Source organism: Massilia sp. Dwa41.01b, from assembly GCF_014171775.1.
Classification (GTDB): domain Bacteria; phylum Pseudomonadota; class Gammaproteobacteria; order Burkholderiales; family Burkholderiaceae_D; genus Telluria.
Genome location: NZ_CP050454.1, coordinates 582,721 through 599,860 on the forward strand (window position 1 = coordinate 582,721; position 17,140 = coordinate 599,860).

General features: G+C 65.4%; 18 protein-coding genes and 1 tRNA gene. 14 read left to right on the forward strand and 5 right to left on the reverse strand.

From position 1 onward, the window contains the following. Positions 1 to 4: 4 nt before the first annotated feature. Genes mutY through mutM form a run of 3 tightly spaced genes read right to left on the reverse strand, consistent with a single transcriptional unit; the run spans position 5 to position 3,907 of the window. The gene (gene mutY, locus G4G28_RS02625) at positions 5 to 1,102 is read right to left on the reverse strand and encodes an A/G-specific adenine glycosylase (protein WP_182990743.1); all 1,098 of its coding nucleotides are present in this window, start codon (positions 1,100 to 1,102) and stop codon (positions 5 to 7) included. Between the two features lie 24 nt (positions 1,103 to 1,126). Then, positions 1,127 to 3,046 (reverse strand): dynamin family protein, encoded by a 1,920-nt coding sequence (locus G4G28_RS02630; RefSeq protein WP_183107997.1) that lies wholly within the window; start codon positions 3,044 to 3,046, stop codon positions 1,127 to 1,129. Between the two features lie 27 nt (positions 3,047 to 3,073). Then, positions 3,074 to 3,907, reverse strand: coding sequence for a bifunctional DNA-formamidopyrimidine glycosylase/DNA-(apurinic or apyrimidinic site) lyase (mutM, locus tag G4G28_RS02635; protein WP_182991691.1), 834 nt, complete (start codon positions 3,905 to 3,907; stop codon positions 3,074 to 3,076). 152 nt (positions 3,908 to 4,059) lie between these two features. On the opposite strand from mutM, the gene G4G28_RS25130 reads away from it, so the two are divergent. From G4G28_RS25130 to G4G28_RS02680, 11 genes are all read left to right on the forward strand, one after another. Further along, positions 4,060 to 4,641 (forward strand): hypothetical protein, encoded by a 582-nt coding sequence (locus G4G28_RS25130; protein WP_229507861.1) that lies wholly within the window; start codon positions 4,060 to 4,062, stop codon positions 4,639 to 4,641. A gap of 114 nt (positions 4,642 to 4,755) precedes the next feature. Then, on the forward strand, positions 4,756 to 5,412 hold the full coding sequence (locus G4G28_RS25135; protein WP_229507862.1) for a lipopolysaccharide assembly protein LapB: 657 nt from the start codon (positions 4,756 to 4,758) through the stop codon (positions 5,410 to 5,412). Next, positions 5,345 to 5,830, forward strand: a complete 486-nt coding sequence (locus G4G28_RS25140; protein ID WP_229507863.1) for a M48 family metallopeptidase — start codon at positions 5,345 to 5,347, stop codon at positions 5,828 to 5,830. The genes G4G28_RS25135 and G4G28_RS25140 overlap by 68 nt, the downstream gene beginning before the upstream one ends. A 71-nt stretch (positions 5,831 to 5,901) precedes the next feature. Further along, on the forward strand, positions 5,902 to 6,513 hold the full coding sequence (gene lolB, locus G4G28_RS02645) for a lipoprotein insertase outer membrane protein LolB (RefSeq protein ID WP_183107998.1): 612 nt from the start codon (positions 5,902 to 5,904) through the stop codon (positions 6,511 to 6,513). Next, positions 6,513 to 7,397: a 4-(cytidine 5'-diphospho)-2-C-methyl-D-erythritol kinase gene (ispE, locus tag G4G28_RS02650; protein WP_182990744.1), complete on the forward strand. Its 885-nt coding sequence runs from the start codon at positions 6,513 to 6,515 to the stop codon at positions 7,395 to 7,397. Before lolB ends, ispE begins: the two co-directional genes overlap by 1 nt. Before the next feature lie 66 nt (positions 7,398 to 7,463). Continuing rightward, positions 7,464 to 7,540: transfer RNA gene (locus G4G28_RS02655), tRNA-Gln, on the forward strand. Positions 7,541 to 7,684: 144 nt separating this feature from the next. Then, positions 7,685 to 8,635 (forward strand): ribose-phosphate pyrophosphokinase, encoded by a 951-nt coding sequence (locus tag G4G28_RS02660; protein WP_182990745.1) that lies wholly within the window; start codon positions 7,685 to 7,687, stop codon positions 8,633 to 8,635. Positions 8,636 to 8,829: 194 nt separating this feature from the next. Beyond that, complete coding sequence (locus tag G4G28_RS02665; protein ID WP_182990746.1) at positions 8,830 to 9,408, forward strand: 50S ribosomal protein L25/general stress protein Ctc; 579 nt, start codon at positions 8,830 to 8,832, stop codon at positions 9,406 to 9,408. Positions 9,409 to 9,587: 179 nt separating this feature from the next. Beyond that, entirely contained in the window at positions 9,588 to 10,172 is a 585-nt protein-coding gene (pth, locus tag G4G28_RS02670) for an aminoacyl-tRNA hydrolase (protein ID WP_182990747.1), read from the forward strand. A gap of 155 nt (positions 10,173 to 10,327) precedes the next feature. After that, positions 10,328 to 11,659 carry a GGDEF domain-containing protein gene (locus G4G28_RS02675; RefSeq protein ID WP_182990748.1) on the forward strand — a complete coding sequence of 444 codons (1,332 nt, stop codon included), beginning with the start codon at positions 10,328 to 10,330 and terminating at the stop codon, positions 11,657 to 11,659. A 63-nt stretch (positions 11,660 to 11,722) separates the two neighbouring features. Further along, positions 11,723 to 12,136, forward strand: a complete 414-nt coding sequence (locus G4G28_RS02680) for a hypothetical protein (protein WP_210283278.1) — start codon at positions 11,723 to 11,725, stop codon at positions 12,134 to 12,136. Between the two features lie 73 nt (positions 12,137 to 12,209). Here the strand turns inward: G4G28_RS02680 and G4G28_RS02685 are convergent, their stop codons facing one another. Together G4G28_RS02685 and G4G28_RS24870 are read right to left on the reverse strand one after the other, a co-directional pair. Then, on the reverse strand, positions 12,210 to 13,004 hold the full coding sequence (locus G4G28_RS02685) for a vanadium-dependent haloperoxidase (protein ID WP_183107999.1): 795 nt from the start codon (positions 13,002 to 13,004) through the stop codon (positions 12,210 to 12,212). Next, on the reverse strand, positions 12,983 to 13,210 hold the full coding sequence (locus G4G28_RS24870) for a hypothetical protein (protein WP_210283279.1): 228 nt from the start codon (positions 13,208 to 13,210) through the stop codon (positions 12,983 to 12,985). The genes G4G28_RS02685 and G4G28_RS24870 overlap by 22 nt, the downstream gene beginning before the upstream one ends. Positions 13,211 to 14,091: 881 nt before the next feature. Between G4G28_RS24870 and G4G28_RS02700 the strand changes: the two genes are divergently transcribed. From G4G28_RS02700 to ychF, 3 genes are all read left to right on the forward strand, one after another. Continuing rightward, a complete protein-coding gene (locus tag G4G28_RS02700) occupies positions 14,092 to 14,622 on the forward strand; it encodes a glutaredoxin family protein (RefSeq protein WP_182990751.1) in 531 nt (176 codons plus the stop codon). A gap of 75 nt (positions 14,623 to 14,697) precedes the next feature. Next, a complete protein-coding gene (locus G4G28_RS02705; RefSeq protein WP_183108002.1) occupies positions 14,698 to 15,795 on the forward strand; it encodes a patatin-like phospholipase family protein in 1,098 nt (365 codons plus the stop codon). Between the two features lie 165 nt (positions 15,796 to 15,960). Further along, complete coding sequence (gene ychF / locus G4G28_RS02710; RefSeq protein ID WP_182990752.1) at positions 15,961 to 17,052, forward strand: redox-regulated ATPase YchF; 1,092 nt, start codon at positions 15,961 to 15,963, stop codon at positions 17,050 to 17,052. Positions 17,053 to 17,140: the final 88 nt, after the last annotated feature.

Here is a 17,140-nt window from a genome sequence, read left to right on the forward strand (position 1 = left end):
AGGATTAGAACAAACTGGGATGCGTCAGGTCGAGCAGCAGCTTCTTCACCGGCGCCGGCAGCGCGGCGTCCTCGATGCCCGTGAAGGGCACCCACACCTGTCCCGGCATGCTTGCCGGCCGTGCAGCCAGCGTCACCTTGTGCGGATGAATGTGCAGTTTGTAGTGGGTGAATACGTGCACCAGCGGCAGCAGGGCCTGGACCTCCTCGACCGCGCCGAAAGCGGCGATGGCTGCGTTGCGGACTGCTCCGTCGCGCATCGTGTCGATACCCAGGTGGCCGTCGACTTCCGGCAGCGACAGCAGGCCGCCCCAGATGCCGCTGGACGGCCGCTGCTCGAGCAGCACGTGGCCGTCATGCACGACCACCAGCAGATCGGCGCGTTTTTCCGGCGTCGCCTTCTTCGGTTTGCGCACGGGCAGCTCGGCGGTACGGCCGGTGGCATGGGCGACGCAGCGCGCCTGCAGCGGGCAGCGTCCGCAGTCGGGCCTTGAGCGCGTGCACAGGGTTGCCCCCAGGTCCATCAGGCCCTGCGTGTAGGCCTCGATGCCTTCGACAGGCAGCAAGGCCTCGGCACGCCGCCACAAGCCTTCCTCGATGCGTTTCTCTCCCGGGTAGCCATCGACGCCGAACACGCGTGCGAACACGCGCTTCACGTTCCCGTCGAGGATGGCGGCGCGGGTGCCGTTCGAAAACGCGGTGATCGCGGCCGCTGTCGAGCGGCCGATGCCGGGCAGTTCGGCCAGCATGGCCGGATCGGCAGGGAACACGCTCCCATGCTCGCGCACGACGCGGATCGCGCAGGCATGCAGGTTGCGCGCACGTGTGTAGTAACCGAGGCCGCTCCAGCAGGCCATCACGTCTTCGACCGGCGCCGCAGCGAGCGTCTGCACGGTGGGGAAGCGTTCCGGGAAGCGCGCGTAATAGCCGAGCACCGCGGCGACCTGCGTCTGCTGCAGCATGATTTCGGACAGCCAGACGCGGTAGGCGTCGCGCGTGTTTTGCCACGGCAGCGCGTGGCGGCCGTGTGCGCGCTGCCAGTCGATCACGGCTTGCGAAAAGCTCGGGTCGGCCAGCGTGTCGAATTCGGTCAGGCGTTTCACCGCACCAGCCTCATGCAAGCCCGGTCACGCCGCCTGCCTGAGCATCGGGTCGTCGAGCGCCACGCCGACCGCGCGGCCGAGACCCTGCAGGTGGCGGCGCTGTTCATCCAGCTCGTCCTGGCTCGTCTCGAAGGCCGAGATCTTCTGCTCCAGGCTGTCGGTGGCGTCGTGCACGCGCTGGATCGAGGCCAGGCGATGGCGCAGCTGTTCCTTGTGCTGGCGGATCTGGGTCTCGAGCGGCACCATCATCACCTTCAGCCAGGCCTCGACCTCGGCGTTCGCCGCGCGGAACAGGCGGCGCAGGCTGGAAACGATCGAATCGAAGAAGCGCTCGAGCAGGCTGGCGCGGCTGGTCATCAGGAGCGTCGCGGTGCTGAACTGCTTGGTGTACAGGCCCTCGATGGTGTCGATCGCTTCGCGGTAGCGCGCCAGCGACAGGGGCGTCAGTGGCGACAGGGTCAGCCCGTGCTCGGCCGCGAAGCCGCGCACCAGCGCATCCATCGTGCTGCCGATTTCGGCGACCTGCTCGATGGCCGAATCCATGCTCTCGCGGGCGGCGGCGAAGAAGTCGCGCACCGGTCCGCGCATGCCGGTGGCAAAGCGCACCGTGGTCGTGGCCAGGCGCACCGTGTCGGCCTGGCGCGCCAGGTTGTCCAGGGCCAGCGTCGTGTACAGGCGCGTCGACAGGGCCGCGAACTTCATGCGCGCTTCCTGCAGGCGCATCAGGCCGGCGTCGAAGTCCTTCCGCTCGGCTTCGATGCGGCGCATCATGTGCGTGAGCACGTTCTGGTTCTTGCCGCGCAGGCTCTTCAGCTCCTGCAGCTGCTCGACCAGGTTGCGCGAACGGGACGCCAGCGTGCTGGCCAGCGCCGCTTCCAGCGCCACCAGGTCTTCGTGCAGCTGCTTGCCGAGGATGGTTTTCTTCTGCGGGATCAGGCCGTGCAGCAGCGCCGCTTCCAGCTGGCCCAGGCGGCTGCGTTCGAACAGCGCCGCGTCGCCCTGGATGCGTCCGACCAGCCCTTTATGGGCCGATACCGGGTAGACCTGGCCGGGGGAGAGCCCGAGCTGCTGCGCCACGCTGGCCTGCTGGCGCGCGATCTCGGCCTGGTTTTCTTCTTCGCTGCGCAGGGCGTCCCACATCGAGTCGATCTTGTTGAGCACGACGATGCGGCCCGGACCGGCACCGATGTGGGTGCGCCAGACGTCGATGTCGCTGCGCGTGACGCCGGTATCGGCGGCCAGCACGAACAGCACCGCGTGGGCATTCGGAATCAGGTTCAGCGTCAGTTCCGGCTCGGTACCGATCGCGTTCAGGCCCGGCGTATCGAGGATCACCAGGCCCTGCTTGAGGAGCGGGTGCGGCATGTTGATGATCGCGTGGCGCCATTGCGAGATTTCGACCAGGCCGTCCGGCCCCAGCGCATCGGCCAGTTCCGGGTCTTCCGGGTCGTACAGGCCGTAGCGCTGGGCTTCCTCGGGCGCGACGCGGCGCGTCAGGCTGACCTGGCGGAAGGCTTCCTGCATGCGCTCGGGCGACTCGAGGTCGAGCGGCAGCATGGTCCAGGCTTCAGGCATGTCGCGGTAGTCGCCAGTGGACAGCTGGGTCGCGCGCGTGCCGATCGGCAGCAGCCGGATGCAGGGCGGCAGGTTCTCTTCGTAGAGCAGCTCGGTCGGGCACATCGTGGTGCGGCCGGCCGAGGAGGGCAGGATGCGCTGGCCATAATCGGCGAAGAAGATCGCATTGATCAGCTCCGATTTACCGCGCGAGAACTCCGCGACGAAAGCGACCGACAGCCGGTCGTCGCGCACCCGCGATTGCGCCTGCGCCAGGCGCGCCATGACGCCGGCGTCGGCCAGGTCATGCGCTTTGAGCGCCGCGCGATAGTCTTCCAGCGTCGCGACGATCCCCGCGCGCCAATTGCCGTATTCTTGAATGTCTTGCATTTCTCCGCCCGCTCTATCCAGTTGGCCTTACCGCTGGCAGGTCGCGCAATAAAACGTCGACCGCTGCCCTTGCTTGATCTGTTGCACCAGTGCACCACAGTTGCGGCAAGGCACTCCAGCACGATCATAGACGAAATATGTCTGCTGGAAATATCCAGATTGCCCATTTACTGCAATAAAGTCACGCAGCGTACTGCCGCCCTGCACGATCGCGGCGGCCAATACTTCGCGAATTGCCGTCGCCAATCGCTCGTAGCGGGCGCGGCTGATGCGTCCGGCGGGTGTTTTCGGGCTGATTCCGGCGCGAAACAGACTTTCGCAGGCATAGATGTTCCCGACCCCGACAACGATGTCTCCTGACAACAGTACCCCCTTGATCGGCGCACTGCGCTTGCGCGTTTGCCGGTACAGCAGCTCGGCCGAGAAGCCTTCTTCGAGCGGTTCGACGCCGAGGCCGCGCAGCAGGACGTGCTGGTCCAGCTCGCCATCGTCGTTGGCATGCCAGAGCACGGCGCCGAAACGGCGCGGGTCGTGCAGGCGCAATACCTGTTGTGTGCTGCCGTCGCTCACGACCAGGTCGAAATGGTCGTGCTTCTTCGGCTCGACACCGGGCGGCAGCACGCGCAGGTGGCCCGACATGCCCAGGTGGATGATCAGGGTCCCCGTGTCGAAGCCGAGCAGCAGGTATTTGCCGCGCCGGCCGACACCGCTGATGCGCTGCCCGACCAGCTTGTCGGCGATGTGCGCAGGGAAGGGCCAGCGCAGGCCTTCGCGCCGGAACACGACCTGTTCGACCACGCGTCCTTCCAGGTGCGGTGCGACGCCGCGCCGCGTGACTTCTACTTCGGGGAGTTCAGGCATGAAAATCTGACAAAATTCTTGTAAATTGGCGGAGCCGGGCCGCACGCGAAACGGGGCTTGAGCGTAGAATCGGACATCCTTCCACACATGGACTTGCCTTGAAAAACGCTTTCGTCATTGTAACTCTCTCCGGGGTGCTGTCGGCGTGTGCTGTGGCGCCGCAACCGCAGCCTGTTGCGCAATCGGCGCAGGCAGCCGCAGCCGCTGCCGACGCGGTGGCCGCCGATGCCGAGAGCGCCGCCCAGGCCGCCGCCGAGGCGGCAGCGACGGCCGCCGCCGACGCCGAGAAGGCACGCCTGCCGAAAGTGGAACTGACGAGCACCCTGCTGAACCAGCTGCTGCGCGCCGAGTTCGCGTTTCGCCGCGGCGACTGGCAGGGGCCCTACCTGACGATGATGAGCCTGGCGCAGCAGACGCGCGATCCGCGCCTGGCGCGCCGCGCCGCCGAAATGGCCATGGCCGCGCGCCAGCCCGAGGACACCCTGGCCGCGGTGCGCCAGTGGCGCCAGCTCGACCCGCAGTCCGACGAAGCGACCCAGTACTATCTGGGGATGGTGATCCTGTCCGACAATATCGCCGATGCCGAAGAGATCTTCCGCAAGCGCCTGGAAAGCGCGCCGGCCGGCGTGCGCGGCGTGGTGCTCTACCAGGGTTCAGCAACTGCTGACGCGTGCCAAGGACAAGGAGGCTGCCACCGCCATGGTCGAGCGCCTGGCCACGCCTTACCGAGGTAGCCTCGAAGGCCACGTGGTGCTGGCCCAGAACGCGCGCTGGCACGGGGCGACCGTGCACGCGCCAGGAGCGAGGCGCAGGCCGCGCTGGCCCTGCAGCCGAAGGCAGAGATCGCCGTGCTGACGCTGGCCCAGGCAGGTGAGGACGAAGCGCAAGTGCGCAACCTGCTGCAGCAATTCCTGGCAGCGAACCCGGAGGCGCGCGAAGTACGCGCGGCCCACGCGCGCCTGCTGGTCAACGAGAAGCGTTTCGAGGATGCGCGCCAGCAGTTCCTGCTGCTCGACAAGCAGCAGCCGGACAATGTCACCACCCTGTATGCGCTCGGCGTGCTGTCGACCCAGCTGCAGGACCCGGCCGCGGCGGAGCGCTATTTCGCGCGCTTTGTCGAGGTGCTGGGCCGCAATCCCGACGACGAGCGCGACCCCTCGAAGGCGCTGCTGATCCTGTCCCAGCTGGCCGAGGAGCGCGGCGACCTGAAGGCAGCCGTCGACTGGCTGGATAAACTGCCCGAGAGCGACGAGAAAACCCTGTTCGGCGCCCAGCTGCGCCGTGCCCAGCTGCTCGGCAAGGGCGGCGACCTGCCGGCCGCGCGCCGCCTGCTGGCCTCCCTCAAACCCGCCGAGCCGGCAGCCCAGGGCGCAACTGGCGGCGGCCGAGGCGCAGATCCTGCGCGACGCCGGCCAGGCCGAGCAAGCCTATACCCTGATGCAGGCCGCCACCAGGCGCTTCCCGAACAACGCGGACCTGCTGTACGACTTCGCCCTGCTGGCTGAAAAGACCGGCCATCTGGACGTGATGGAGCAGAGCCTGCGCGAGGTGATGCGCATGGCGCCGGAAAACCACCATGCGTACAATGCCCTCGGCTATTCCCTGGCCGAGCGCAACACCCGCCTGGACGAAGCGCGCGTGCTGGTCGAGAAGGCCCTGTCGATGGCGCCGGAAGACCCCTTCATCATGGACAGCATGGGCTGGGTCGAATACCGCCTGGGCAACCTCGACGCCGCCGAAGCCCACCTGCGCCGCGCCTACGGCCTGCGCCGCGACCCCGAGATCGCCGTGCACCCGGGCGAAGTCCTGTGGCAGAAAGGCAAGCGCAGCGACGCCCAGCAACTGTGGCTGGAAGCGCGCGCCAAGGACCCGCAGAACGACACCCTGCGCAGCACGCTGGCGCGCCTGCGTTTGTCCCTGTGAAATAATCCGCGAATGCGTGTCACGCGGCGGACGCATGCCGTCCGCCGTCCCATCCACTTTCCTGTTGACCGATGCCGATCACCCGCCGTCTTACCGCCTTCATCTTTGCCGCCGCGCTTGCCGGCTGCGCCACCACCGCCACCAGGCAGCCGGATGCCGCGCCGGGCGCCGCAACGTCCGCCGCAGCCTACCGCGACAGCATCGAGCTCGCCGGACGCCTGTCGGCGAATTACCAGCAGGACGGCCAGCCCGGTTCCGTGACCGTCAACTTCGAGTGGTCGCAGCAACCGGGCCGGATCGACGTCACCCTGGCCGCACCCACCGGGCAGACCGTCGCCATGGTCAAGGTCACGCCCGACGAGGCCACGCTGACCCAGGCGAACCGGCCGCCGCGCACGGCGAAGGACATCGACACCCTGACCGCGCAGGTGCTCGGCTGGTCGCTGCCGGTCTCGAACCTGCGCGACTGGCTGCAGGGCTATGCGACCGACGCCAACGGCCAGCGCTTCGCCGCCTCGCCGGTCAGGAGCGAGGTCTTCACGGCCGACGGCTGGCGCCTGCGGTTCGTCTCCTGGCAAAAAGGGAGTGCCACGCCGATGCCGAGCGTGATCAATGCCGAGCGCAGCGCCACCGCCACGGGTGGTGAACTGGCAATCCGCATCGCGATCAACCCGCCCGCGTGATGATGAGGTCGCTGCACGATTGCCCGGCCCCGGCCAAGCTGAACCTGTTCCTGCACGTGGTCGGCCGCCGTGCCGACGGCTACCACCTGCTGCAAAGCGTCTTTCAATTGATCGACCGCGGCGACACGCTGCATTTCGACCTGCGCGATGACGGCCGCATCCGCCGCACCAATGACGTTCCCGGGGTGCCGGAGGCGAGCGACCTGATCGTCCGTGCCTTGACCCGCCTGGCCGACGCGTTCCAGCAGCGCCATGGCCGCGCCGTACCCGGCATCGATGTCGCGATCGACAAGATCCTGCCGATGGGCGGGGGACTCGGCGGCGGCTCGTCGGATGCGGCCACCGCCCTGATGGCGGCGAACCACCTGTGGCAGGGCGGTTTCACGGACAGCGAACTGATGGAAATCGGCCTGCCGCTGGGTGCGGACATTCCCTTTTTTATCTACGGCCAGACGGCGTTTGTCGAGGGAGTCGGGGAGGCAATGCAGCCAGTGGAAGGACCGGATTGCTGGTATGCCGTGATCGAACCGGGAGTGCATGTCCCGACGCCGGCAATTTTTACCGCGCCCGATTTGACAAGAGAGTCGAAAGCCGTCAGAATAGCGGACTTTCCTGAAGCGCAGTTGTTGAGTGCGTTTGGGAAGAATGATTTGCAAGCAGTGGCAAGCCGCTTGTTCCCGCCAGTAGCTCAGGCGATCGAATGGCTGGGGCGTTACGGCGCTGCCAGGATGACTGGCTCAGGGGCGTGTGTGTTTTGCGCACTGCCCGATGAAGCGCAGGCGGATGAGGTGTTGCAGGCAGTGCCGAGTCGCTGGCGTGCCTGGAAAGCGAGATCGCTGGCACGACACCCGCTGAAAAAGCTCTTGCAAAACAGTATGTTGTAGAATAAAATTTCGCCTGTCGCAGCGTCTGACGTAAAATGTGATGCTGCGGTAAGCTGTAAGTTGCGTAGGGGAATCGCCAAGCTGGTTAAGGCACCGGATTTTGATTCCGGCATACCAAGGTTCGAATCCTTGTTCCCCTGCCATTCGATTTGTCCGGTCTGTCGATGCCATGCGTCCAGCGGATGAACCTGGTGATAGCGCTCTCGCGATCCACCAATGAACGCATAATCAGCCGGCATGTCCGGCTGATTGTTTTTCAAGAATCACGCTCACCTCCTGGGACTCCCATGGCTTACGAAAACCTGATGGTTTTTACCGGCAATGCCAATCCGGCGCTAGCAGAAGGGGTCGCAAAAAGCCTCGGTATTCCTCTCGGTAAAGCAGTCGTCTCGAAGTTCTCCGACGGCGAAGTCATGGTCGAAATCAACGAGAACGTTCGTGGCAAGGATGTCTTCGTCCTGCAGTCGACCTGCGCTCCCACCAACGACAGCCTCATGGAAATCATGCTGATGGTCGACGCTCTCAAGCGCGCATCGGCTGGCCGCATTACCGCCGCCATTCCCTACTTCGGTTATGCCCGCCAGGACCGCCGTCCACGCTCGGCGCGCGTCGCGATTTCGGCCAAGGTGGTGGCCAACATGCTGGAAGAAGCCGGCGTCGAGCGCGTCCTGATCATGGACCTGCACGCCGACCAGATCCAGGGTTTCTTCGACATCCCGGTCGACAATATCTACGCATCGCCGCTGCTGCTGGGCGACCTGCAAAAGCGCAACTACGACGACCTGCTGGTCGTGTCGCCTGACGTCGGCGGCGTGGTGCGTGCCCGTGCGCTGGCCAAGCGCCTCGGCTGCGACCTGGCGATCATCGACAAGCGCCGTCCGAAGGCGAACGTGTCGGAAGTCATGAACATCATCGGTGAAGTCGAAGGCCGCAACTGCGTGATCATGGACGACATGGTCGACACCGCGGGCACGCTGACGAAAGCCGCCGAAGTGCTCAAGGAACGCGGCGCCAAGAAAGTCGTGGCGTATTGCACCCACCCGGTCCTGTCGGGCCCGGCGATCGAGCGTATCTCGAACTCGCCGCTCGATGAACTGGTCGTTACCGACACGATCCCGCTGAGCGAAGCCGGCCGTGCTTGCGGCAAGATCCGCCAGCTGACCTGTGCTCCGCTGCTGGCCGAAACGTTCAAACGTATCGTCAAGGGCGATTCGGTGATGTCGCTCTTCATCGACTAATCGACACCAGCTTCACCACACGGCGCGCCGGGCTGAAAAGCCGGCGCGCCGTTGTACTGTCAGTGATTAAGAATTCTTGAGTGCGCTGTTGGCGCTCAATCATAGCCGGTTCCTGGTCGCGGGAGCCGGTCAACATCGGGCAACCGGGCCGGGAAAGATCCTGGCATTCGAGCCCACAACTCTTGGAGTTTCACATGAAAGTAGTCGCATTCAATCGCAACCTGCAGGGCACCGGAGCGAGCCGCCGCCTGCGCAACGCTGGCCAGACCCCTGGCATCATCTACGGTGGCGCCGCAGCTCCGCAGCTGATCGCCCTGGACGGCAACGCGTTGTACCACGCGCTCAAGAAAGAAGCTTTCCACGGTTCCGTGCTGGACATGGAAATCGAAGGCCAGACCCAGCAAGTCGTCCTGCGCGACTTCCAGATGCACGCATACAAGCAACTGGTCCTGCACGCTGACTTCCAGCGCGTCGATGCATCGCAGAAGATGCACACCAAGGTCACCCTGCACTTCGTCAACGCCGAGACCTCGCCAGCCGTCAAGCTGAGCGGTGCTGTCATCTCGCACGTGATGAACGAGCTGGAAGTGTCCTGCCTGCCAGGCCAGCTGCCAGAGTTCATCGAAGTCGACCTGGGCAACCTGGAAGCCGGTGCCTCGATCCACGTCAACGACCTGAAGCTGCCGGAAGGCGTGACCCCGATGACCCACGGCCAGAACCTGACCGTCGTCACCTCGTCGATCCCACGTGGCGCCGCCACCACCGAAGCGTAAGCAGTCATCTTCGCCTGCCGCGTGAGCGGCGCGAGCGAAAGCAAGCCCGCCGTGCGCAAGCCGGCGGGCTTTTTCTTTGAGAGCGCCCAACAAAACCGCAGCGCCCGCACTGCAGCCCGGCAGGCTGGTTTTGTTGGACGTTCTTAAGCGATAATCCCTTTTTTCCTGACGCGACCGCTATGTCCATCCGCCTCATCGTCGGCCTCGGCAATCCGGGCCCCGAATACGAACAAACCCGCCACAATGCCGGCTTCTGGCTGGTCGACAATCTTGCCAACAGCCTGCCGGGCTGCCGTCTGCAGCGCGAATCGCGCTTCAATGCGCTGATGGCGAAGACGTCCATTGGCGGCAAGGAGGTCTGGCTGCTCGAGCCGCTGACCTACATGAACCGCTCCGGCCAATCGGTCGGCGCGCTGGCGCGTTTCTATAAAATCAATCCCGACGAGGTGCTGGTCGTGCACGACGAACTCGACCTGATGCCGGGCGTGGCCAAGCTGAAGAAGGGCGGTTCCTCGGGCGGGCACAATGGCCTGAAGGACATTACCGCTGCGCTCGGTACCCAGGAATACTGGCGACTGCGCATCGGCATCGGCCACCCGCGCAGCCTGAACCTGCAGCAGGGAGTGGCCGACTTCGTGCTGCACCGCCCGCGCCGCGAAGAGCAAAGCCTGATCGAGGAATCGATCGACAAGGCACTGCGCATCGTTCCGCTGGCGGTGGACGGCAAGCTCGACACGGCAACAATGCAGCTCCACACGGCTTGACGGCGGCAGGCCAGTGCCGCCCCACGGCAACGGGCGCGCGGACGACCTTGCCGCGGCGGCGAAAAAAGGCTTGTCGCCTGTTCCCGTCGCCCCCATTCTTCTGTATGGTTGCAAAGAAAGACAGATATTCCGACGATTTTGAAAGCTGAACCGACATGATGAGCGATGCGCCGCTGTACCGGAATCACGTAATGCTGTTGTCGCAGAACTTCTTCATCAAGGACAACCGGGCGCAACTGCTGCTGCATGCGCACAAGTACGACTTCGACATCCTGTTCTTCAGCGAACTGCGCGACTTCGTCGCCGCCGTCGAGGGCGACCACGGCAACAGCCTGTACGTCATCGACCTCGACGCCCTGCACAACATGCAGGCCGACATGCAGGACAGCCGCAAGACGCTGATGCTGGGCGAACTGCTGCAGCGCTTGCCGAACGAAAAAAGCTATGTCTACCTGCAAAGCGCGCGCCAGGGCGGCCGCTTCCTGCTGCAGCAGCGCCTGGTCGACAGCAATTGCCTGGCCTATGCGGAAAAGCCGATCGCCAACGACGTCCTCGTCGACAAGCTGTTCAACCTGTTCGTCCAGCGAAAGCGCGGCGACCTGATCCGTGTTGTCGGCCTGAACGTGCCGGCCCACCTGGACGCCGCCGCCCTGCTCGAGCAGCGCCTCGAGCTCAAGCACCATCCCGATCCGCAGACCCTGCACCTGTGCGTGAAGGAGCAGCAGCCTGACCTGGTGCTCATCACCGACGCCGACTACGAACGCACCGAGGCGCTGGTGCGCGTGCTCAAGAAGAACATGGAAGCCGATCCGGTGCGCGAAATCATCCTGTTGCAGCGCCAGCTCGACCCGGGCCTGACCCGGCGCGCCCTGGCCAGCGGCTTCGACGCCATCGTCATGCTGGGCGACGCCGACCTGGTCGCCGCCCAGCTGGTCAACCGCGCCAACAAGATCCGCGTCAACAAGGACCTGATCGGCAAGGACCGCGCCACGGGCCTCCTGAACAAGGTCGGCCTGCAACGGAAAGCCCAGGAACTGATTCGCCAGGCAGGACAGGAAGGGCAGCCGCTCGCCTTCGGCGTGGTCGACATCGACAAGTTCAAGACCATCAACGACACCTGGGGCCACCATTTCGGCGATATCGTCATCAAGCGCCTGGCACTGACGCTGGCCGCCCAGCTCGAGGACGGCGACCTGCTCAGCCGCTTCGGCGGCGAGGAATTCGTCGTCGTGTTCTGGGGCCGCACCCTGGACGAAGGCTGGCGCCGCCTCGACGCGATGCGCCAGAGCTTCGGCGCGATCGCCTTCGAGGTCAAGCCGGGCGAGGTGCGCCACTTCTCGTTCAGTGGCGGCCTTGCCGCCTACCCGGAATACAAGAGCGAGAACGAACTGTTCCTGCGCGCCGACGCGATGCTGTACGAAGCGAAGCAGGGCGGACGTAACCGCATCTGCACGGTGCCGGGCGGCCATGCGGCCCGTACGGCCTGACCCCTGGGACGACGCCGTGGGCGATGTGCACGAAGTGCTGACGTGACCAGGCAAGAAGAAGCGGTGGCACGCGACGACATCCACATTCCGCGACCACGGCTCCTCGTGGCATTCGCTACTGCGCCGCTGGTCGCCGTCCTGGCCCTGGCCTTGGCGGACATTGTCCAGGGACGAACCAACTGGCGGCTCTCACTGGGCCTCATTCCCATCCTCTACATCTTTGCGGCGATATCGAGCCTGGGAGTCGCCGTACCCGCGTACTTCTTGCTAAGCCGTTATCGGCTCGTGAATTTTTTCACGATCTTCCTCGCCGGCCTGGTCGTGCCTGTGGTGGTTGCGGCGATTCTGCGCCTTCCAAACCCCCTCAATCCGGACGATCTGTCGGGGATGGTGCCGGCCGGCGCACTCTCCGCCTGTGTATTCTGGGCGATGTGGCGGCGCGCCCGCATGGAACAAGCAGGCCGGCAGGCACACTGATTTGCACCCGGGCCCGGCAGCGCAACGGGGAGTGGTTCCAGCCCGGTGCGCTGCCGGCATCTACATCGCTTCATCAAGGCTGGGTCGGCGGCGCCGCATCCGGCTGCACCAGCCCGCGCGCCAGGATGGCCTCGGCCACCTGGTGGCTGAGGTCCCAACCTGCTGTCTTGTCGAACTGCCAGTGCACGCCCAGGTAGATCCGGCTCTGGCCGGCTTCTTCTTCGGCCTGGGTCAGCGATCCATAGCTACGCGGCAGGCGTGGCCGCACCCGGCCCTGGTTGTCGCGCGTGATGCCGTTGAACTCGTCCGAAACAAAGCTGAAGCGCAGCTTGTCGCCGTAGAGCTTGCGCAGCATGTGGAAGGTCGAGCCGCAAAAGCCGGCGTGACCCGAGACGTAGGACGGGAAGGGTGGCGTGAAATTCGGGCCGGTCAGGTTGCTGGCGGGTGCGCCCAGCGGTGTCCAGGCGGGGGCGGCATGGGTGCGCGGATTGCCGTCGCCAGTTCCGGTAGGGCCCGTACCGGGGCCTGCTTCGCGGATCGCCGTCACCGGGCGCCAGAAATCGTAGTCGTACTTCGCGTTCCACACGGCGATCGTCGCGTCGGCCATGGCCACGTTCACCAGTGCCAGGGTGCGCGCCAGTTCCAGCGCGTCGCTGCTGCGCCGCAGGGCCAGCTGGGTGGTGATCTGGTTGAACAGGCGCGCCGGCGTGCCGATCCAGCCGGTGCTGTCGTAGGCCCAGTAGATGCCGGCAACGGTCTGGTCGCGGGTACGTTTGGTCGGCGTAGCCACGCCATCGCCGCCCAGCTGCTTCACTTCGTAGAAGGCACGGGTATAGGCTTCGCTCGTCAGCGCCGGTGGTGGCGGCACCGGAACTGGTCGCCCGACTGCAGGACAAAGGGGCGCACGCGCGGCCACCAGGCGCCGAGCGCGATGGGGCTGCGGCTGACCGGATCCGGGCGCCAGCTGCCAGGCGCGTTGCTCACCGGGTAGTCCTCGCCGACCACTGGCTCGTGCTCGTAGTTGCCGTCATTGGCGCGCAGCGCCGGGATTGCCGCCGCGGCGCGCCGGCCCACGTCGGCGCCGTTGAATCTGGCGCGCCCGCCCGGCAGGCGCGCCAGGTCGGCGCGCAGCCAGGTGTCGAAGCGCTCCTTCTGGCGCGGATAGAGCGCAACCGGGTGTCGTGCGTCGCCTGGGCGATGGCGGCATCCTGCGAACTGTCGGGAAGCGCGTCCAACTGCCCGCTGTAGCCGGGGTAGCGCCGGGCGATGGCATTGAGTGCGTCGTACACGGCAAGGTGGACGATCGCCATCGCCCGGGACGTGCGTGTCGGCCCCAACTGCTCGGCTTCGCGCTCGACGCTACCCACCACGGCTGGCGTATGGTCGACGGCGACGGCCCGCAGTGCCACCTCGTTCCAATAGGCTAGGCGCGCCGTGGCGTTCGGCCCGGCAGGGGGCGCGTAGCGTGGCGGCAACTCGCGCGTGCCCGGCTGGGTGCGGTAGACAGGCCCGCCGCCGATGGGGGGCTGCAAGCCGACGCAGGGGGGGCGAAGGAGGTGAACAGGGAACAGCACAACAGCGAGTACAACAGCGCAGCGCGCGACTTCATGGTGACTCTCCTGTCGGAAATGGTACCCGAGTCGAAATGGCGGGGCGCTCTGGCAGACAGTGCGGTCCCCGGTCGTGAAGTCGAGCTTAGGAACGGACGAGCTGCAAGACAAGCGGAACAGCGATCCGGCTTGACTTCGCCCAGCACGAATTCTGCTCAGCATTAATGTGCTGACGAGAATCTTTCCGCTTGCCCATTAGTACAGGGAACCGTCGGCGCGCCTGCCATGGGGCGCTGGCAACACTTGAGGTAGCGGGATACTTGTTGACAGGAAATTTGGCGGAAACCTATACTTGTTTTTTGTATATTCCCAGACCGAAGGCGGCGTGCGCTGCCGACTCCACCCATGCCCACCATCTGCCCCAAATGCGCCCATGTGCGCCCGCCCAACGCGACCAATCCCGAGTGGCAGTGTCCGGTCTGCGGTGTCTGCTATGCCAAAGTCGGGCAAGCGCAGGCAGTCGTGAGTACGGCGGCGCCGCCGCCTGCCCAGGCCTGGGATATCCCCTGGGGCAAGCTGCTGCTGCTTGGCGTGCTGGCCTGCGCGGGATGGGCTTCCTATCAGCACTGGAACAAGCTGCGCAGCGAGGAAACGGAAGAGTTCGTGGCCCTCGATCCGCGCGCCATGGCGGCGACCGTGCGGCCAGGCGATGTCGTGATGTACACCACCACCACGTGCGTCTATTGCCATCAGGCCAAGGCGTGGCTGAACCAATATGGCTTTCCCTTCAAGGAATGCAATATGACTGTCGACCGCAGTTGCCAGGACGAATTCATGCGCCGTGGCGCGACCGGGACTCCCTATCTGCTTGTGCGCAACCAGGAAATGAAGAACGGTTTCGATTCCGATGAATTCCTGCGCTTGCTGGACAATTAACCCGGCAGGCCTGTTGACCCGCATGCAAAGGGGCCACGTCGGCAAGACCCCGCTCGTCCTGCGATAATCCAGCCCATGAGTGCACTTCATTTCCACGCCGGCCCCCGTGCGCTGGCCCAGATCCGCGCGCATGGCTTGCGTGCATCGGACGTTGCCGTCATCCCCGCCGCCGCCGGCGGCCCCAAGGGCCTGATCTTCCGGGCGCTCGACCAGTTCGTGTTCGGCGACTGGCTGCCTGGCGCGCCGCGCGAGCGCATCCTGATCGGTTCCTCGATCGGCGCCTGGCGCATGGCCGCCGCCTGCCAGCGCGATCCGGTACGCGCATTTGCCCGCCTGGGCGAACTGTATGCCGGCCAGCGCTACACCAACACCAAGCCCAGCCCCCAGCAGATCGACGAGGTGGTGCGCGGCTTCCTGCACGAATTCGTCCGCGGTCACGAGGACGACATCGTGGCGCACCCGCAGCACCGCCTGCACCTGCTGGCCGTGCGCGGCAAGGGAGCGCTCAGCGCGCCCGCGCACCGCCGCGCCGAAATGCGCGGTTTCGCTGCCGCCGCGCTCACCAACTTTGCTTCGCGTGCACGCCTGGCCGGCCTGCTCGAGCGCGTGGTCATTGCCGACTGCCGCGCCCCGGCGAACTGGCTACGCGACCAATTCGACGCCTTCACTACCCATTTCGCGCCGCTCACCGGAAACAACCTGGCCTCGAGCCTGCTTGCTTCCGGCACACTGCCGCTGATCATGCCGCCGGTAAGGGGAATTCCCGGTGCGCCCGATGGCCACTACTGGGATGGCGGCATCATCGACTACCATCTGGCCTTGCCCTATGCGCGGCTGGAGCAGAACGAGCCGGGCGCCGTCGTCCTCTACCCGCATTTCAACGAGCACATCGTGCCTGGCTGGCTCGACAAGGCGATGCCCTGGCGCCGCGCTGCCCGTGGGCCGAACCGTGCCTGGCTCGATAACGTGCTGATCGTTTCACCTTCGCCCGCGTTCCTGAAAACCCTGCCGAACGGCAAGCTGCCAGACCGCAGCGACTTCAATCGCTATGGACTCGACCACGATGCCAGAGTACGTGCCTGGACCACGGCCATGCGCGAAGGGCAGCGCCTGCGCGACGAGTTCGCCGACTTCGTCGCCAATCCCGACCCAAGCCGCCTGCGCGCGATCTGAGCTTGCCGGGCAGCGCGCGGCACGGCGCAGACTGTGGCGGACGCGGTCGCTGCCCCGCCTGTTTTTGCGGCATGCGAGGCCATCCCCGGTTACAATGTGGGGTTTCCGAGTTGCGCGCTGTCGTGCAAGCTCGCGCTCCATCCCTATCCGAAAGAAAGAATTTCCATGAGTCTCCAATGCGGCATCGTCGGCCTGCCCAACGTCGGCAAGTCCACCCTGTTCAATGCGCTGACCAAGGCCGGCATCCCGGCTGAGAACTACCCGTTCTGCACCATCGAGCCGAACGTTGGCGTGGTCGAGGTGCCGGACCCGCGCATGCAGGCGCTGGCCGACATCGTCAAGCCCGAGCGCATCGTGCCGGCCATCGTGGAATTCGTCGACATCGCCGGCCTGGTGGCGGGCGCGTCGAAAGGCGAGGGCCTGGGCAACCAGTTCCTGTCGCACATCCGCGAAACCGACGCCATCGTCAACGTGGTGCGCTGCTTCGAGGACGACAACGTGATCCACGTCGCCGGTAAAGTCAGCCCGATCGACGACATCGAAGTCATCCAGACCGAGCTGGCGCTGGCCGACCTGGGCGCCGTCGAAAAGGCGATCCACCGTGAAAACAAGAAGGCGCGCTCGGGCGACAAGGATGCGGCGAAACTGGTCGCCATCTGCGAGCGCATGCTGCCGCACCTGAACGAAGGCCAGCCAGTGCGCACGATGGGCCTGGATGCCGACGAAATGGCCCTGATCCGCGAACTGCACCTGATCACGGCCAAGCCGGCCATGTACGTGGCCAATGTCTCCGACACCGGCTTCACCAACAACCCGCTGCTGGACCAGTTGAGCGAATTCGCGAAGAAGCAGAACGCGCCGATCGTGGCCATTTCCGCCGCGATCGAATCGGAAATCGCCGACCTCGACGACGCCGACAAGGCCGCTTTCCTGGGCGACATGGGCATGGAAGAGCCGGGCCTGGACCGCCTGATCCGCGCCGCCTATAAACTGCTCGGCCTGCAGACTTATTTCACCGCCGGCGTGAAGGAAGTACGCGCCTGGACCGTGAAAGTCGGCGCCACCGCCCCGCAGGCGGCCGGCGTGATCCACACCGACTTCGAACGCGGCTTCATCCGCGCGCAGACGATTTCCTATGACGACTACATCGCCTACAAGGGTGAAGCGGGCGCCAAGGAAGCGGGCAAGATGCGGGCCGAGGGCAAGGAATATATTGTCAAGGATGGGGATGTGTTGAACTTCCTGTTCAACGTCTAAGCATCAAGCCAGAACCTGACGGATCCCGCTGAACAATAAACGCCCCGCACTCCTCTGGAGCCGGGGCGTTGTTGCATGCATGATCGGC

What these genes read in the sequence shown, in the direction of transcription:
- G4G28_RS02630 (WP_183107997.1), bottom strand. Translation starts at nt 3,046, where the DNA reads ATGCAAGACATTCAAGAATACGGCAATTGGCGCGCGGGGATCGTCGCG.
- mutM (WP_182991691.1), bottom strand. Translation starts at nt 3,907, where the DNA reads ATGCCTGAACTCCCCGAAGTAGAAGTCACGCGGCGCGGCGTCGCACCG.
- G4G28_RS25140 (WP_229507863.1), top strand. Translation starts at nt 5,345, where the DNA reads ATGCAGGCCGCCACCAGGCGCTTCCCGAACAACGCGGACCTGCTGTAC.
- lolB (WP_183107998.1), top strand. Translation starts at nt 5,902, where the DNA reads ATGCCGATCACCCGCCGTCTTACCGCCTTCATCTTTGCCGCCGCGCTT.
- ispE (WP_182990744.1), top strand. Translation starts at nt 6,513, where the DNA reads ATGATGAGGTCGCTGCACGATTGCCCGGCCCCGGCCAAGCTGAACCTG.
- G4G28_RS02660 (WP_182990745.1), top strand. Translation starts at nt 7,685, where the DNA reads ATGGCTTACGAAAACCTGATGGTTTTTACCGGCAATGCCAATCCGGCG.
- G4G28_RS02665 (WP_182990746.1), top strand. Translation starts at nt 8,830, where the DNA reads ATGAAAGTAGTCGCATTCAATCGCAACCTGCAGGGCACCGGAGCGAGC.
- pth (WP_182990747.1), top strand. Translation starts at nt 9,588, where the DNA reads ATGTCCATCCGCCTCATCGTCGGCCTCGGCAATCCGGGCCCCGAATAC.
- G4G28_RS02675 (WP_182990748.1), top strand. Translation starts at nt 10,328, where the DNA reads ATGATGAGCGATGCGCCGCTGTACCGGAATCACGTAATGCTGTTGTCG.
- G4G28_RS02700 (WP_182990751.1), top strand. Translation starts at nt 14,092, where the DNA reads ATGCCCACCATCTGCCCCAAATGCGCCCATGTGCGCCCGCCCAACGCG.
- G4G28_RS02705 (WP_183108002.1), top strand. Translation starts at nt 14,698, where the DNA reads ATGAGTGCACTTCATTTCCACGCCGGCCCCCGTGCGCTGGCCCAGATC.
- ychF (WP_182990752.1), top strand. Translation starts at nt 15,961, where the DNA reads ATGAGTCTCCAATGCGGCATCGTCGGCCTGCCCAACGTCGGCAAGTCC.